This window comes from Lacticaseibacillus zeae DSM 20178 = KCTC 3804, assembly GCF_000260435.1.
GTDB lineage: Bacteria > Bacillota > Bacilli > Lactobacillales > Lactobacillaceae > Lacticaseibacillus > Lacticaseibacillus zeae.
In genome coordinates, this window is sequence record NZ_BACQ01000079.1 from 1 (window position 1) to 16,689 (window position 16,689).

At 48.6% G+C, this 16,689-nt stretch carries 15 protein-coding genes; all 15 read left to right on the forward strand.

The features are described from left to right. Positions 1-263: 263 nt before the first annotated feature. The 15 genes from dinB (at position 264) to GSO_RS14825 (ending at position 16,676) form a co-directional block, all read left to right on the forward strand. Complete coding sequence (gene dinB, locus GSO_RS14750; RefSeq protein WP_010493711.1) at positions 264-1,370, forward strand: DNA polymerase IV; 1,107 nt, start codon at positions 264-266, stop codon at positions 1,368-1,370. Positions 1,371-1,486: 116 nt separating this feature from the next. Beyond that, positions 1,487-2,800: a DRTGG domain-containing protein gene (locus GSO_RS14755; RefSeq protein ID WP_010493713.1), complete on the forward strand. Its 1,314-nt coding sequence runs from the start codon at positions 1,487-1,489 to the stop codon at positions 2,798-2,800. A gap of 6 nt (positions 2,801-2,806) precedes the next feature. Further along, on the forward strand, positions 2,807-3,763 hold the full coding sequence (locus GSO_RS14760) for a DHH family phosphoesterase (RefSeq protein ID WP_010493715.1): 957 nt from the start codon (positions 2,807-2,809) through the stop codon (positions 3,761-3,763). Between the two features lie 5 nt (positions 3,764-3,768). Next, a complete protein-coding gene (locus GSO_RS14765; protein WP_010493717.1) occupies positions 3,769-5,115 on the forward strand; it encodes a DEAD/DEAH box helicase in 1,347 nt (448 codons plus the stop codon). A 4-nt stretch (positions 5,116-5,119) separates the two neighbouring features. Then, positions 5,120-6,055 (forward strand): hypothetical protein, encoded by a 936-nt coding sequence (locus GSO_RS14770; RefSeq protein WP_010493719.1) that lies wholly within the window; start codon positions 5,120-5,122, stop codon positions 6,053-6,055. 417 nt (positions 6,056-6,472) lie between these two features. Next, on the forward strand, positions 6,473-9,121 hold the full coding sequence (gene alaS, locus GSO_RS14775) for an alanine--tRNA ligase (RefSeq protein WP_010493721.1): 2,649 nt from the start codon (positions 6,473-6,475) through the stop codon (positions 9,119-9,121). A gap of 205 nt (positions 9,122-9,326) precedes the next feature. After that, entirely contained in the window at positions 9,327-10,418 is a 1,092-nt protein-coding gene (locus GSO_RS14780; RefSeq protein ID WP_010493723.1) for a hypothetical protein, read from the forward strand. Positions 10,419-10,522: 104 nt separating this feature from the next. Beyond that, the gene (locus GSO_RS14785; RefSeq protein ID WP_003564007.1) at positions 10,523-10,783 is read left to right on the forward strand and encodes an IreB family regulatory phosphoprotein; all 261 of its coding nucleotides are present in this window, start codon (positions 10,523-10,525) and stop codon (positions 10,781-10,783) included. Further along, positions 10,783-11,217 (forward strand): Holliday junction resolvase RuvX, encoded by a 435-nt coding sequence (gene ruvX / locus GSO_RS14790; protein ID WP_010493748.1) that lies wholly within the window; start codon positions 10,783-10,785, stop codon positions 11,215-11,217. The genes GSO_RS14785 and ruvX overlap by 1 nt, the downstream gene beginning before the upstream one ends. A 494-nt stretch (positions 11,218-11,711) precedes the next feature. Further along, on the forward strand, positions 11,712-12,032 hold the full coding sequence (locus tag GSO_RS14795) for a DUF1292 domain-containing protein (RefSeq protein ID WP_010493750.1): 321 nt from the start codon (positions 11,712-11,714) through the stop codon (positions 12,030-12,032). A 377-nt stretch (positions 12,033-12,409) separates the two neighbouring features. Beyond that, positions 12,410-12,655 carry a cell division protein ZapA gene (locus GSO_RS14805; RefSeq protein ID WP_010493752.1) on the forward strand — a complete coding sequence of 82 codons (246 nt, stop codon included), beginning with the start codon at positions 12,410-12,412 and terminating at the stop codon, positions 12,653-12,655. A 12-nt stretch (positions 12,656-12,667) separates the two neighbouring features. Then, entirely contained in the window at positions 12,668-13,201 is a 534-nt protein-coding gene (locus GSO_RS14810) for a CvpA family protein (protein ID WP_010493754.1), read from the forward strand. Positions 13,202-13,266: 65 nt separating this feature from the next. Then, positions 13,267-15,627: an endonuclease MutS2 gene (locus GSO_RS14815; protein ID WP_010493756.1), complete on the forward strand. Its 2,361-nt coding sequence runs from the start codon at positions 13,267-13,269 to the stop codon at positions 15,625-15,627. A gap of 66 nt (positions 15,628-15,693) precedes the next feature. Next, positions 15,694-16,005, forward strand: coding sequence for a thioredoxin (gene trxA, locus GSO_RS14820; RefSeq protein WP_010493758.1), 312 nt, complete (start codon positions 15,694-15,696; stop codon positions 16,003-16,005). 521 nt (positions 16,006-16,526) lie between these two features. After that, complete coding sequence (locus GSO_RS14825) at positions 16,527-16,676, forward strand: teichoic acid D-Ala incorporation-associated protein DltX (RefSeq protein ID WP_010493759.1); 150 nt, start codon at positions 16,527-16,529, stop codon at positions 16,674-16,676. Positions 16,677-16,689: the final 13 nt, after the last annotated feature.

Below are 16,689 nucleotides of genomic sequence, written 5' to 3' on the forward strand. Positions count from 1 at the left end.
TCGCGTGACGGCCGCGAATGGTTCTGGCAGCCGCACCGTGTTCAAATGGCTGATTAAGACTAATATACAGTGAGAAGGGACTGTGGCCGGAAAGGTTATGGTTCCTTTTTGAGTGAGCGTGAGCCAGCCCGGTTTCTGGGCTGGCGAGTGCATTATCGAAAGCGAAATTCGGCCAGCCTTATTGCCCGACATAGAAAGCTTTGGATTTTTCAATCTTGGCCAAGTAAGCACAACCACTTTTCAATCACCGTAAGGAGGGGCATATGGCACTATTCGAATTACCTTTACAAAATGATACGTCCCGAAAGATTATCCATCTCGATATGGATGCTTTTTACGCCTCGATTGAAATGCGCGATGACCCGCGACTGCGACGCAAGGCCTTGGTGATTGCCCGTGATCCGCGCACGACCGGCGGAAAAGGCGTCGTGACGACGGCTAATTATGTGGCTCGGCGCTATGGCGTACACTCGGCCATGCCTGCTAATGAAGCCTTGCAACTGGTGCCGCGATCGGAACTGGTGTTTAAAACACCGGACTTTCCTAAATATAAAGCTGTCTCAGCCCAAATTCATGCCTTGTTTCATCGAGTCACTGATTTGATAGAACCAGTTGCGTTTGACGAGGCATATCTGGATGTGACGGCTAATCACGCTTTTCCCAACACCATTGCATTGGCCTTATGGTTGCAGGATCAAATCAGTCAGGCCACGCAACTGACCAGCTCCATCGGTATTTCTTACAACAAATTCATTGCCAAACAGGCGTCTGACTATAACAAACCCAACGGTCGGACCGTGGTGCTACCGGAACAGGCATTACTGTTTTTGGATCGCTTACCGATTAAACAGTTTCGCGGCGTCGGGAAAAAGACGCTGCCGAAATTAACGGATTTAGGCGTGACTGATGGCAAAACGTTGCGTGCGTTATCGCAGGATCAGCTACTGGGAATGTTTGGCAAAATGGGTTTTGTGCTGTACCAACATGCCCGTGGCGTCGATAATCGCCCGGTGGCTGTGCGGACGGCCAAGTCAATTGGCAAGGAACGAACGTATGGCACACCACTGACTGACAGCACGAGTGTCCAGACCCAGCTGCGTAAATTGGCAGCGATGGTGGTCACATCCTTGAATCAAAAAGGCATGCATGGCAAGACCGTTGTCCTTAAAGTCCGGGATGTCGATTTTATCACCCAGACAAAGCGCTTAACTCAAGATCATTATTTTGAAAATGAACAGGATATTTTTGCGGCTGCATGGCAACTTTGGCAAAGCGTCAAGTTACCGAAGTTAGCGATTCGCTTGCTGGGCATTACTGTGACTGGCCTGGATCCTAAACAGTATGAAAATATTGACTTGCCATTGGGATAAGGAATGGAATGGCTTTCACGATCATGCTGCAGGCGGACGAATGGTACTGTTTCCATGCTGTCATAGTACAGCCAAAGCTATGGTATACTAACGATAGATTGCAATGAGGTGATGGTATGGCAACAAAGCATGAGCAGATTCTGGATTATATTGCGAATTTAGCGGTCGGCAAGAAAATCTCGGTTCGATCAATTGCTAAACATTTGAAGGTAAGCGAAGGTACTGCCTATCGGGCGATTAAGGAAGCCGAGAATACCGGTTTCGTTTCCACAATTGCCCGAGTCGGAACGATCCGAATCGAACAAAAGCCGTTAAATCCAATTGAATCCGTCACGTTTAAGACGTTAGTTGATTTGATTGATGCTAACGTTTTAGGCGGACACGCCGGCATGGATAAGAAGCTCGATAAGTTCGTGATTGGCGCGATGACGCCGGCTGCCATGCGGCCATATATTACGCGTAATTCATTGCTGATTGTCGGAAATCGTGAAGACGTTCAGCGCCTGGCACTTGAAGACGGTGCTGCGGTGTTAATCACCGGTGGTTTTGAAACCAGTCCGGCGATTATTGCTTTAGCGGATAATCAACAGCTGCCAGTGCTGCAGACCGCTTATGACACGTTTACCGTGGCGACAATGATTAATCGGGCTTTGTCCGATCAAGCGATTAAGCAGGATATTTTAACGGTTGCCGCGATTTATACGCCGCTTTCCCAGATCGAAACAATCGGCGTCGAAGCAACAGTGGGCGATTACTTGGCCATGACGGATCCGCATTATCCGTTACCGGTCATCACCCGCAACGGTCGCTTAGTTGGATTAATGCGTCCGGCATTGGCAGCTGATAAAAAACCAACCGTGCCGATCGAGCGGTTAATGCAAAAAGACCCGCAAACCGTGAAGCCATATCTGAGTGTCACCACCGTCGGGCACACAATGCAGGATAACGGTATGAATGCGATGCCGGTGGTTGATGACAGTTGGAATCTACTCGGAATTGTGACGCGCAATGCCGTCTTTTCCAGTTTGACCGGGATTGCGCATAGTCGGGAATTGTCCAATACCATTGCGGATCAAGTCAGTGCCCAATTGACGGCGATTACACCGCAAAAGCCGTACGGTGGCGGGTTTGAACTCAAAACGGTGCCAGCGATGACCAATGCGTTGGGGACGATGAGTTTTGGGGTCCTTGCTGAAGCCATCAATAGCTGCACCACAAGGTATCTCCACGCTAGCGGGCGGCGAAATGTGTTGGTTGAAGGTGTGAATCTGACCACTTTCCGCCCTGTACAACTGGAAAGCATTGTGACCGTTTTGTTGCGGGTACTTGAACTGACGCGCCATGATGCCACCGTCGATGTCGACGTCCTCAGCGATGGGGTGCAGGTCGCAAAAGCGGTCGTCACCTGTCAGTTACTAGAAAGGAATTGATCAAACATGATTCAAACCGATATTATCAACGCCATTAAGGCCAATAATCCCATTATTATTCACCGGCACGTTAATCCGGATCCGGATGCGTTGGGATCCCAAGTTGGCTTGGCCGAAGCCATTCGCGCGGGTTTTCCGGACAAACAGGTTTATCAAGTCGGCAGCGATACCGGAAACTTAAGCTGGTTGGCGCAGGAACAAACCATCAGCGATGAGGTTTATAAAGACGCGCTAGTGATTGTGACCGACACAGCTGACACCCCGCGGATTTCGGATACGCGCTTTAATCAAGGAAAAATGCTGATTAAAATCGACCATCACCCTAATGATGATGCATACGGCGATCTTACCTGGGTCGATAACGATGCTAGTTCGGCATCCGAGCTGATTTACGATCTTATTGCGGCCAGTGATGGCACGTTAAAATTATCGGATCAAGCGGCAAGGATGCTTTATGCCGGCATTGTCGGTGATACCGGCCGATTCCTTTTTAACAACACGACGCCGCATACGTTGCAGGTAGCCGCCGAGCTTATTAAAAAAGATTTTGATCCGACTGCGATTAACAATCGGATGAACACGGTCACGTTGGCCCAAGCCCGATTGCAAGGGTATGTGATTGACCATTTGAAGATCAGTCCTGCCGGGGCAGCGAGCGTTACCGTGCCACGTACTGCCATTGAGGATCTGAAATTAGCAGACGATCAGGTAAGTGCCGTGGTCGGAACACCTGGCCGACTCGACATTGTTGTCGCCTGGGCCGAATTTATCGAACAGGCAGAAGGCGGGTACCGAGTTCATTTACGTTCTAAAGGGCCCATTATCAATACACTCGCAAAAGCGCACAATGGCGGAGGACATCCCTTGGCCAGCGGTGCAAAAGCCGCTAATTTTGACGAAGTGATTCAAATCGAAACGCAACTTGATCAATTGGTCAAAGACTATTCAACTTCAGGAAAGTAGGCATTATGGAGAATCAATTTAAACAATACCAAATCAAGCCGTTCGTGATCGCCGGCCTTGATGCTATGGGGATCACGCAACCGACGCCGATTCAAAAAAAGGTGATTCCGGCCTTATTGCGCGGGGAGAATCTTGTGGGTCAGAGTCAGACAGGCAGCGGGAAAACCCATGCCTTTTTGGTACCGTTGCTTAGCATGGTCGATCCTGAACAGGATGCAACTCAGGTCGTCATCACGGCACCGTCCCGCGAGCTGGCCAATCAGATTTATGCGGTTGCCCAACAACTGACCCAAACGGAGCCGGCGATTCGAGTCAGTCGGTTAGTCGGCGGGATGGACAAGCAAAAGCAGATCGACAAACTGCAGCATCATCAACCACATGTTGCCATTGGCACACCGGGACGAATCCTCGACATGATAAAACGCTATGATTTAGTGCCAGCTTCGGTTCGGCATTTTGTCGTTGATGAAGCCGATATGACGTTGGACATGGGTTTTCTTGAGACTGTCGATGCGATTGCGTCCAGCTTTCCGGAAAAATTGCAGATGGCTGTTTTTTCTGCCACCATTCCCCAAAAGCTCGAACCATTCTTGCGTAAATACATGCATCATCCCACGATGATTGAACTCAAACCGCAGTCCGTCATCGCCGATACTGTTGAAAATATTCTGATTGCTGCTAAAGGACAGGATAAAAACGAACTGATTTATCAGCTTGTCACGATGGGCCATCCGTTTCTGGTGTTAATTTTTGCCAATACCAAAACCAGTGTGGATGCGATTCATGATTGCCTGAAACATCAAGGGTTGAAAGTTGCCAAGATTCATGGTGGCATCCAACCGCGTGAACGTCGGCGCATCATGAAAGAAGTGGCCGATCTTAAATATCAGTACGTGGTTGCGACTGATTTGGCCGCGCGTGGCATTGATATCAAAGGGGTTTCGATGGTAATTAACGCCGAGATTCCGCGAGACCTGGAGTTCTTTATTCATCGAGTAGGGCGGACTGGACGAAACGGCATGGCCGGGACAGCGATCACGCTTTACGAACCGGGACAAGAAGATCAGGTTGCCGAGTTAGAGCATATGGGCATCAAGTTTGCGCCTAAGACACTGCACAAGGGCGAACTGGTCGACACGTATGACCGAAATCGGCGCGTTCACCGTAAGCCTAAGCAGGAAGAAACGAGTCTGGCGATGCGCGGCTTAGTCAAAAAAGCCAAGCAAAAGCATATGCCAAACTATCGTAAGAAGATTCGCACTGCTGCCTTATTGGAACGCAAACGGAATGCCAAAGTTGCCCGTCGCCAAGCCTTATTAGCCGAAAAACGTAAAAACCGCAAACGAGGATAAAAATATGGCCGTAAACGAGTTGACGCTGCCGACATGGAATACCCTGAATGAAAAACGGCAGCGCTTTATTTTTCAACAGCTGACCCGCTATTTCTTAAGTCCATTGCTGACAGTTGACGCAATTCGTCCGGTGACCGCCACGTTTTACGGTCAGACACTTCACACTTTTGAAGCGATGATCGGTGGCGAATGGGTGCGGTTGGTTCCGGGGATGACGAATGTCAGTCTGGGATTCGCCACGAATCATCAAGAAGAGTTGGCACCTTACCTGGCGCAAAGCGATTTGACCCTGGCTGACATTCAACAGATGCTTTCGCCGGTTAGAAAAACCGATGTGCCTCCTATGTTGGTCGCAACAAGGGCAACGCCAGCCAATGAGGAGATTTTGGGACGGGTTAGTTTGACTACCCGGATTTTCAAGGGCAATCATATGGCATATGCGGCAATTCGTTCGCAGGTACTGGCATTACTAGATCGCCATGGCAGCCTTGATCCATTTTCGCAAACCGGTTGGCCCGCGACCCTGACAAGCGGCACCGTCAAATTGCGATTGGCCAGTGCGCATCATTATCAGGTTAGTATCGTCAAGTCGTGGCACAAGGCTGATTTGACCAAGTCGCTGAGCTATTTTGGTTTTCGGCTGCCGACTCAGGATCAATATGAATATCTGCAAAGTGGCGGCAATTCCAGCCTGTTTTCATTCGGCAATACGCTGCCACTGGAAATGCCGCGGTATTTGCCTAACCGCTTTGGCCTGACCATTCCGGTTAAACGAACCGGTAGTGAGCTGATTGTCGAAGACTTGCAAAAAAGCACGGCGTTAACGGCTCAGCCGACAGCAAAAGAAGCGTTGGCACTGTCGCCATTTTATCAGGTGTCTGGAGAGGTCGATATGTCATCCGCCGTTTATCGCCGGGTTGCGACGATTACGGTGAATTAGCCGCCAAGCCTTCATGCCCCTTAACAAAGTGAGTTGACCCAACTTTTCAGAAAAGCTATAATGAGGACTCGTTAGGACATGCGTCGACCCCTGTGTGAGACAGAAACAACCGCATTAGTTGAGAACGGTTGCGCCAGGCTAAGATGTGCTCCCTGATATCAGTTGAACGAATATTAATGAAGTGGTAATGAGTCGCATCATTGCAACCAAGGTGGTACCGCGTGTAAGCGCCCTTGGCAGCAATGGTGCTTTTTGTGTTAACGGGCTTACTAGTCAGTCACATTTAACGCGTTCACCAGCCCAGAAACCTGCGTGTAAGGACCTTGGTCGCAATGGCAAGGACCGCCATCACGCCCAAGGCCACTTACACTCCGGTTTCTAAACAGGCTGGTTCACGCTCAGAGGAGGAAAAAATTAGTGAAGAAGATGTCAAGTGGCGAGATTCGCCAAATGTTTCTGGATTTTTTTAAGAGTAAAGGTCATGCCGTTGAACCAAGTGCTTCGTTGATCCCGGTCGACGATCCGACTTTGTTATGGATCAATTCTGGTGTTGCGACGCTGAAGAAGTATTTTGATGGCTCGGTCGTACCGGACAATCCGCGGATCACCAATGCCCAAAAGTCGATTCGGACCAACGATATTGAAAATGTCGGGAAAACCGCGCGGCATTTAACCTTTTTTGAAATGCTAGGCAATTTTTCCGTTGGTGATTATTTCAAAAAAGAAGTGATTCCGTGGGCGTGGGAATTACTGACGAGTCCTAAATGGTTTGGATTTGATCCTAAGCGTCTGTATGTCACGGTTTATCCAAAAGATAAGGTAACCAAGGAATTATGGCGAAAAGTCGGCGTTCCTGACGATCACATTGTTGAAGCGGAAGATAATTTCTGGGACATTGGTGAAGGCCCATCCGGTCCCGATTCCGAAATTTTTTACGACCGCGGCCAATCATTCAACAATGTTGCTGAAGATGATCCGGAGAACTATCCCGGTGGTGAAAATTCGCGATATGTTGAAATCTGGAATATTGTCTTTTCAGAACTGAATCATTTACCAGACGGGCGCTTTGTCGAGCAACCACATAAAAATATTGATACCGGCATGGGGCTGGAACGTTTGGTTGCCGTGATTCAGGGAACGCCAACGATTTTTGAAACCGACCTGTTTATGCCGATTATCAAGGCAACCGAAAAGATGAGCGCCGGTAAGAAGTACGGTGCCAATGCGCAGGATGATGTTTCATTCAAAATCATCGCGGACCACGCGCGGACGGTGACATTTGCGATTGGCGATGGCGCCTTACCAAGCAACGAAGGTCGCGGTTACGTGTTGCGGCGACTGATCCGGCGGGCGGTTCTGAATGGTAAAAAGCTAGGCATCGATCACGATTTCCTGTATCAATTGGTACCGGTTGTTGGCGAAATTATGAAGAGCTATTACCCACAGATTCTGGCCAACCAACCATTTATCCAAAAGGTGATCAAATCCGAGGAAACGCGATTCCGTCAGACGTTGGATGCTGGCGTCAATCTGTTGAACCAGATCATTGCCGAATTAAAGAAAACCGGCAAGAAAGAAATTTCCGGCGCTGATGCCTTTAAGTTGTTCGATACGTATGGCTTCCCGGTTGAAATGACAAACGAGTATGCACAGGATGAAGGCTTGCAAGTCGACATGGCCGGCTTCAAAAAGAACATGGCCGCGCAACGTGATCGGGCACGTAAAGCACGCGGCGATCGCCAGTCGATGGGCAGCCAGGATACGGTTTTAATGAACATCACAACCCCGAGCAAGTTTACCGGCTGGACCGAGCTGGATCATAAGCATGCGACCTTGCAGGACATTATCGTTGACGATCAGCTGCAAGAGGATGTCAGTGATGGCACGGCACAATTGATTTTTGATGAAACCCCGTTTTATGCGGAAATGGGCGGCCAGGTAGCCGATCACGGACAAATTAAGGCGCAAGACGGAACGGTATTGGCAGAAGTGACCGATGTGCAGCATGCACCTAATGGCCAGAATCTGCATACGGTGACTGTTAAGGGCAAGTTGGAAAAAGGTAAAGCTTACTGGCTGAGTGTTGATCGGCTGCGGCGGAAGAAAGTATCGCTTAACCATACGGCGACTCATTTGCTTGATCAGGCACTGCGCGACGTTTTGGGCGAGCACACTCACCAAGCAGGTTCATTAGTCGAACCGGACTACTTGCGATTTGATTTTACGAACTTTGGACAGGTAACGCCGAAACAACTCCGCGAAGTCGAAACGATTGTTAACCAGAAAATCTGGGATGCTTTGCCGATTACCTGGAAAGAGATGCCGATTGAAGAGGCCAAGAAACTTGGCGCGATTGCTATGTTTGGGGATAAATACGGCGATGTCGTGCGGATTGTGTCGATTGGCGATTATAACAAGGAATTTGACGGCGGCACGCACCCAACCAATACCAACGCATTAGGATTATTCAAGATCACCAGTGAATCCGGTATCGGTGCCGGTATTCGCCGGGTTGAAGCTGTGACATCTAAAGAAGCTTACGAATATCTGACGCAACAACAGGATTGGCTAAGAGAAACCGCAGATCATCTGAAAATTGATCATCAGGTGAAGAACGTACCAAGCAAGGTTGCCCAACTGCAGGCTGATCTTAAAACCGAGCAGAAAACAGTGGATGGGTTGCAGGCAAAACTTGCTGCCCAGGCTGCGGCTGGTATTTTTGATCATGCCGAAACGGTTGGCGACTTCAAGATCATTGCCAAACAGGTTCAGGTTGCCGGGATGAACGAGCTGCGACAATTGGCTGATGAATGGAAAACCAAAAACGCATCGGATGTACTTGTGCTGGGAACGGAAGCCAATGGCAAGGCAAACTTGCTGGTAGCAGCCAATGCAACCGCGAATAAAGCCGGCATCAAAGCAGGTGACCTGATCAAAGCCATCGCGCCAAAAGTTGGCGGTGGCGGTGGTGGCCGTCCGGATATGGCTCAAGCAGGCGGCAAGAATCCGGCTGGCATCGGGGCAGCCTTAAACGAAGCCAAGCAGGTTATTGGCCAACAAGCTTAGTAAACTGAAGCCGTTTTACTGGTAACCATGGTCAGCTTCAGTGCGGAATTGATTCTTTTGAATGCCATTTAAATAGTTGTACCGTGCGTCAGAATTCGCTAACAGTTATTTTGTTAGTCGAATCCTGACGCATTTTATTTTTGGCGTTATGAGCGCGATGATTCATGGTAGAATGAAGAAAACGATTCCATTGGGGGTGAGTAGCATGAGAGCGTTGCGGTTGGCCTTAACCGATTTCTTGGGGACGCGGGAGGTTTATCAAGTTGTCTGTCGCGATAACCTGATTAACATAGATTATATTGTTGATCCGACAACGCTGGAAGGAGCGGCCGAGAATGAATTGACAGGAGCGGATGCTGCGGCGTTTATTGCCAAACTATCCGCGCTCGACTTCAATGCCTGGCGCAAACCGTCAGCTGAAAAGCCACCGATGCTGGCTGACACGCGCTGGGAATTGACGATCACTGACGATGGTGGTCAGAAGGATCGCTACGAAGGCGGTCAGCCACTTCCTGAAAATTTTGAAACCTTGCTTAGTTTATTGAAGTATGCCGTTACCGTTCCCGGCGGTCATTTTTTGCCAGCCACAGCATGGCAGTTGGATTATGTCCGCTTTGGCACCATCCAGTTGCCGAAGTTCGATGGGCCGGGCCGCTTTTTAAATCGGCAATTACGCTATCGGCGAACCTACTTGATTGATGCGGAACATAATCAAGTGGTTCTGAAAACTGCCTACGCCGAGCCGCTTTCCGATCATGATGTTGTCTATCATGACCCTGAGCTGGTAGCATCCTTAGCTAAAAAGGTGACCGATGCTGTGGCTGGTTTAGGCGATTTAACCGCCATCACTGTCGATCCTGCTCAGCGGCCGCGAGCGATTTTGGTATTGACGGTAAAGTATCCGCACGGCGAGCCAACGCAACTTCAAGTGAATGCTGAAACCGACTTGAAGATGAAGAAGTTATGGCAGACAGTCACTGCGGCCATTCAGAATTTTCGGCGGATCGGTGAACGGCGTGATCTGCAGGAAGCTAATCAACTCGGTCCGCAGTTGATGCATTACATTAAAGTCAACTTCCGGCAAGGGTCCAAGGATTATTTGTATAAAACCGATTTGCCTGGACTGCAGGAAGGCGACGTGGTCATCGTTCCGGTGGGAAATGAAGGGCGTACGCTGCATGGTGAGGTTGTCGATGCGCAGGTTATGCCGCCGATTCATTTTCCAGTGCATCCTGATAAGATTAAACAGGTGATCGGCTTGGCTGATTGGGATGACGAGGATGATGATTGGGTGTAACAGCCGCTTTCATTGACTTTTTACTTACTTTTGCTCAGGAATTGTACATTTGCCTGGCTTTCAAGTAAAATGGTCTGTGAAGCGGATAGAATAGAGGTGTAAGAATGAGCACATTAGATCAAACCGTTCACTTTGATTTTCGAGATAACAATCCGAAAAATGTTCACGAAACGTTGGAAACTGTGTATAAGGCGCTTGAGGAAAAAGGCTATAACCCGATCAACCAGATAGTGGGGTATCTGATTTCTGGGGATCCAGCCTATATTCCTCGGTACAATGATGCGCGTAACCTGATCCGGAAACATGAGCGCGACGAGATCATTGAAGAGCTTGTTCGAAACTATCTTGGCAAGGAGCAAGCTTAATGCGCTTAATGGGGTTGGACGTCGGTTCTCGGACTGTCGGGGTAGCGATCAGCGATCCTTTAGGCTGGACGGCACAAGGTCTGGAGATTATTCGGATCAATGAAGATAAACAACAGTTTGGGATTGCACGCCTCAAAGAGTTGGTCAAGCAATATGAGGTGACCGCCTTTGTTTTGGGTTTACCCAAAAATATGAACAATTCAATTGGACCACGCGCAGAAAAGTCACAGGCTTATGGTGATTTACTTAAAGAGACGTTTGGTTTGCCAGTTGACTTTATTGATGAGCGGCTTACAACCGTTGAGGCTTCGCGGATGCTGATTGAAGAAGCAGACGCCAGCCGTAAGCGGCAAAAGCAGGTCATTGATAAAGTGGCTGCTCAGATGATTCTACAAAATTATCTGGATGCAAAAGGTCCCTTGACGAAGCAATAATCATGGCAGGTGGCAACACAGGTTCCGCCTGTTTAAGGAGGATGTTAACACCGCTCAAACATGTCGGACCATATGGAATCAAGTTGCACAACATGGACAGAATAATTAAGTGGAAGATGTCCGTGTGTTCAAACCGAGTTAACTGGCGAAATGTCTTGATAAGGGCCAAAGTCTTACGGTACTGTGGTTCTTACCAAGCGCTAGTATTGGTTTGAACGTCTATCTCAAGCTTTCTCTCAAGTAGCCTTTAACCAGCTAATCGAGAGAAGGTACCGTTGAGAATCTGATGGCTGATGCAAAATCAAAGATTACGGGGTAGGCTATACCCTTAAAGTTCAGGAGGCGGTCACTGTCATGATGAATTATTTCAGAGTGGGAATACCGTTGTTGACGGGACTAAATGAAATGTAGGATGTCAATCAAGAAAGGAAATATATAAAACCTTTATTGGTGTCGAAGAGACATTCTTCCACGTTTTATATAGCAGAAGCAAGATGGCGAATAACGAACATGTAACGCCCGGCGATGACAATCAGCAGATTACGCTGATCGATGAAAAGGGCAATGAAGAGCTCTATCAGGTTTTATTCACGTTTGATTCCGAAGATTACGGCAAGAGTTACGTGCTTTTATACCCTGCCAGCGAAAGCGATAATCAGGAAGTTGAAATCCAGGCTTTCTCATTTACGCCGGATGCAAACGGGGATGCCAGCTCGGGAGATCTTTTTCCTATCGAAGACGATGAGGAATGGGATATGGTCGAAGAAGTCCTAAACACCTTCTTGGCCGATGACGATTCAAATCTACAAGATTAACCAAGTCATCCCCCTAGCAGGCCACCGGAATTGGTGGTCTGCTTTTTGTGTGAGCGCGAGCCGGCGCGGTTAGAAACCGGAGCATAAGTGGCCTTGAGATTAAATGGCTGGGCTTTGGCCATTTAATCTCAAGGTCCTTATGTGCAGGTTTCTGCGCCGGGGAGCGCGTTATGGAGTGAGGACGTATGTTTTCGAGGCGGTCTTTGCCATTGCGGCCGAGGTTCTTACATGCAGGCTCCTGCGCCGGGGAGCGCGTTATGGCAATCGGACACATTTCGAGCCGGTAGCTTCCAAATTTTAGTCGCGTTTAGCAGCACCTGCTCGCGACCGGTTAACTATGGTAAAATACACCTTAAAAGAGTGGAGGCATTCGCGTCATGACTGAGGAGAAGCGCCGCTTTAAAGCCGTTATTGGCGGTAAAGCGTATACGATTATCGGACCCGGATCCGAGCAGCACTTTTTGACCGTGACGAAGCTGCTGAATGAACGGCTGGATCAGGTTAAAACGCTCGCACCGGATCTGACCGCCGAAGAGCAGGCGATTTTAGTTGCCTTCAATGCCGTTTCTGACCAGGTTAAACTGTTAGCAGCTCAACAGGATGACTCAGATCAGAAAGCGTAGTGGGGGAACAACTTGATTTCGATTACGATTATCTTAGCATTAGTATTTTTTTATTATAGCGGAGCACGCCGCGGAGCAGCTTTACAATGGCTGCATGTTGGCGGTTATACCCTGAGTTTTTTGGCGGCCACTGCATTGGCGCAACCGCTCGGGGAACACTTTACCTTGTTAATTCCCTATCCATCGGCAACCGATGCCGGTCAATTTGCGTTTTATTCCGATAAGATCGGCTTAACGTTAGACACAGCGTTCTATCGTGGATTTGCGTTTCTATTGGTGCTGACAATCGGGTGGCTCATCACGCGGATTGTGGCTTTGTGGTTCCATGACTTGACTTATGCGGCAATGGCGCATCGGCACAGCGCGGTGATTGGCGGTTGTGCCAATCTGGTGATCGGGTATATTTTTTTGTTTCTCATTTTGGCGTTGCTGGCGTTGATTCCGATTGCCGGGATTCAGCAGGGCCTCGACCATTCAATTGTTGCCAAAGTCATGATTAAATATTCACCAGGGTTAACACAATTTGTGAATGCCCTTTGGTTGTGAACACAGTGACGCTCAAGGACGGAGAACCGATGTCTTTGGGCGCTTCGTGGTTATAGGAGCAGAATATGAATAAAAAGATTTTAAAAACACTTGAATACGACAAGATTCAGCAAGCACTGTTGCGTCAAGTCGTAACGGCGAAAGGACGACAGCTGGTTCAGGATATGGTGCCGTTAACGGATCCGGTGGCCGTACAACGGGCTCTCGATGAAACTGCTGATGGAGCCTCAGCATTGCGGCTCAAAGGCGGCATTCCGGTACCCCAGCTGGAAAATATTGATCCGGCATTAAAGCGCGTCGATATCGGGGCCGTTTTGAATGGCCAGGAGTTGGCCAGCATCAGTCGGGTACTGCAAACAGTGAGTGCCATCGATAAATTTTTGACCGACTTACAGGATCAAATTGACTTTCGGCAGTTATATACGTTGCAAGAGGAACTGACAGCACTGCCGCAATTATCTCGGCGTTTGAAGACTGCCGTTGATCCTGATGGCACTTTAACTGATGAAGCCAGTCCCGAGCTGCACGGGATTCGTGAGCAAATTAAACGCATTGAAAGCGATATTCGTAACAAAATGTCTGAATATACGCGTGGCGCCCAGTCAAAATATTTGAGTGATCCAATTGTAACGATTCGTGACGATCGCTATGTCATCCCGGTGAAAGCAGCGTATCGCAGCAAATTCGGTGGCGTTGTGCACGATCAAAGTGCCACGGGGCAAACCCTTTTTGTTGAACCACAGGCCATCGTCGCGTTGAATAACCGTCTGCGTGAGGCGCAGATGGCAGAAACAGCTGAAGTAAATCGGGTGTTGGCTGAGCTATCAAATGAGTTGGCACCCTATACAGGGCAAATCAAGGCCAATGCAGCGGTTTTGGGCCATTTTGATTTTATTAACGCTAAAGCCAAGTTGGCCAAGAACCAAAAGGCAACCGAACCGCTTGTTTCATCCGATAATGATGTCCTGTTGCGGCAGGCGCGTCATCCGCTAATTGACCCGCATCAGGTTGTCGGTAATGATATCCCACTGGGCGCAGATTATCAGGCAATGGTGATCACAGGCCCTAACACAGGTGGGAAAACGATCACCTTAAAAACGTTAGGATTGTTGCAGCTCATGGGGCAATCCGGTTTGTTTATTCCGGCTGACGATGAAAGCCGCATCGGCATTTTTGATGAGGTTTTTGCCGACATTGGCGATGAGCAGTCGATCGAACAGAATCTGTCTACTTTTTCTGCCCATATGGATAATATCGTGCACATTCTTAAACAGCTTTCCCGCAACAGTCTAGTGCTGTTTGATGAATTGGGAGCGGGCACGGATCCACAGGAAGGGGCGGCGCTGGCGATTGCGATTTTGGATGCGGTCGGCGAAATTGGTGCGTACGTGGTGGCCACGACGCATTATCCGGAACTGAAATTGTACGGCTACAACACGCCCAAAACTATCAACGCCTCGATGGAGTTTGACAGCAAAACGCTTCAGCCAACGTACCGCTTGCTGGTCGGCGTTCCCGGTCGATCAAACGCCTTCGATATTTCGATGCGATTAGGCCTACCGCAGCCGATTGTCGATCGGGCTAAGTCGATGATTAGCTCTGACAGTCACGAACTCAACAATATGATCAGCGATTTAGAAAGGCAACGTAAGGCAGCAGAAAATGCCCGGGCAGCTGCGCAACGGCAACTGGCAGATGCCCAAGCGCTTCACGACGAATTGGCTGACGCGTACAAGACATTTACCACCGAACGGGACGCTCAGTTGCAACAGGCAAAAGAAAAAGCCAATGCAATGGTTGACAAGGCGCAGGTAAAAGCGGATAAAATTATTAAGCAGCTGCGGCAAATGCAGCTGACCAATCCGGGATCCGTCAAAGAAAATCAATTGATTGCGGCCAAAACCGCACTCAAGCGCCTGCATCAGGATGAGCCACTGCAAAAAAATCGGGTGCTTCGGCGTGAACGGGAAAAACAGGCCTTGCATGTTGGCGATGAGGTGAAGGTTGCCAGTTATGACCAGACCGGCACTTTATTAGAACAATTCGACAAGGATCATTGGCAGGTTCAGATGGGTATTTTAAAAATGAAAGTGCCAACGTCAGAACTGGAAAAAGTCAAACCGACCAAACAGGCTTCCGCCCAACGGCCAGTGGTTAAAGTTAGTGGTGGTGGCATGAGCGGCCCGTCCACCACGCTGGATTTGCGCGGCGAACGTTATGAGCAGGCAATGGCTGATTTGGATCAATATATTGATGCGGCGTTGTTGGCAGGCTATCCGTCAGTGACGATCATTCATGGTTTGGGCACTGGCGCGATTCGCAATGGTGTGACCCAATATCTGAAGCGTCATCGGCAAGTGAAAAGCTTTGGGTTTGCCCCGCAGAATGCTGGTGGATCCGGGGCAACGATTGTTAATTTCAAGTAGCTGGTAGTATTTTACCAGTGAATGTGCTATGATTTAGTTACAAAAAGTAAGAGGAGGAATCCGTTCATGGTTCAAGCAGTTACAGATTCAAACTACAAGACGGAGACCGACACTGGCGTCACCCTAACCGATTTTTGGGCGACATGGTGCGGCCCTTGTCGCATGCAGAGTCCGGTGATTGAAAAATTAGCCGAGAGTCGCGATGATGTTAAATTTGTTAAGATGGATGTCGACGCCAACCCGGAGACACCAAAGTCATTTGGCATTATGGCGATCCCGACCCTTGTTATCAAGAAGGATGGCAAGGTTGTCGAGAAGCTGGTTGGCTATCAAACCAAAGACCAGCTCGACGCAACATTGAACAAGTACACCGCTTAATTGACGCAAAAAGGACCAACATTCTGGTCGGAGGCTGCAGTCTGAATAAGGCTGTGGCCTTTTTTAAAAGTGTCAAATAAGACGCGTAACTTTTTAGCACACAAGCAGGTTTGTGCGAAAGTTACGCGTCTTTTCTTTTTCATAACCAGATTGGTAAGACTCAAAAATTGGGGGGTTAAAGCAAATACCGTTCACTGTGGATATAAAAAACATGATAAAAAGACGAATCTTAATCCAAATCGAGGAAAATCAGTGGGATTTTTCAGATGTAATCGCTATATTAGGGTTATTTCATCGTGGTGGTTTAGCCTGGGAAACGACCTGTATTGAACACGCATAAACGCGTCCGACGTTGGTATAACAGGAACTTTGAGATGTTAAACAATTGTTTGGGTTGAAGCCCGGCAGATAGTTGTCTGGTTCACATTACGAAACTGTTAGGTGATTGTTACGCTTTTCGTTGGCGAGGCGTTTTCTGTAAAACTATAATAGACGTGTAATTAAGAACGTGGGGTGACAAGATGTTCGCAAAATTAAAAGCGGTGTGGGAAAGTCCCACATTTCGGTTCATCTTTTGGACCGTCACGTATTTCGTGATTCTGCTGGTTCTGGTTTATCTATACGGATACAGTGGCATCAATAACAGTAAATTCATCTATAACGAGTTCTAAAAAGGGGGAAAAC

Excerpts from the sequence above, each read along its gene's own strand:
- dinB (WP_010493711.1), top strand. The coding sequence starts at position 264 with ATGGCACTATTCGAATTACCTTTACAAAATGATACGTCCCGAAAGATT.
- GSO_RS14755 (WP_010493713.1), top strand. The coding sequence starts at position 1,487 with ATGGCAACAAAGCATGAGCAGATTCTGGATTATATTGCGAATTTAGCG.
- GSO_RS14760 (WP_010493715.1), top strand. The coding sequence starts at position 2,807 with ATGATTCAAACCGATATTATCAACGCCATTAAGGCCAATAATCCCATT.
- GSO_RS14765 (WP_010493717.1), top strand. The coding sequence starts at position 3,769 with ATGGAGAATCAATTTAAACAATACCAAATCAAGCCGTTCGTGATCGCC.
- GSO_RS14770 (WP_010493719.1), top strand. The coding sequence starts at position 5,120 with ATGGCCGTAAACGAGTTGACGCTGCCGACATGGAATACCCTGAATGAA.
- GSO_RS14780 (WP_010493723.1), top strand. The coding sequence starts at position 9,327 with ATGAGAGCGTTGCGGTTGGCCTTAACCGATTTCTTGGGGACGCGGGAG.
- GSO_RS14785 (WP_003564007.1), top strand. The coding sequence starts at position 10,523 with ATGAGCACATTAGATCAAACCGTTCACTTTGATTTTCGAGATAACAAT.
- ruvX (WP_010493748.1), top strand. The coding sequence starts at position 10,783 with ATGCGCTTAATGGGGTTGGACGTCGGTTCTCGGACTGTCGGGGTAGCG.
- GSO_RS14795 (WP_010493750.1), top strand. The coding sequence starts at position 11,712 with ATGGCGAATAACGAACATGTAACGCCCGGCGATGACAATCAGCAGATT.
- GSO_RS14805 (WP_010493752.1), top strand. The coding sequence starts at position 12,410 with ATGACTGAGGAGAAGCGCCGCTTTAAAGCCGTTATTGGCGGTAAAGCG.
- GSO_RS14815 (WP_010493756.1), top strand. The coding sequence starts at position 13,267 with ATGAATAAAAAGATTTTAAAAACACTTGAATACGACAAGATTCAGCAA.
- trxA (WP_010493758.1), top strand. The coding sequence starts at position 15,694 with ATGGTTCAAGCAGTTACAGATTCAAACTACAAGACGGAGACCGACACT.
- GSO_RS14825 (WP_010493759.1), top strand. The coding sequence starts at position 16,527 with ATGTTCGCAAAATTAAAAGCGGTGTGGGAAAGTCCCACATTTCGGTTC.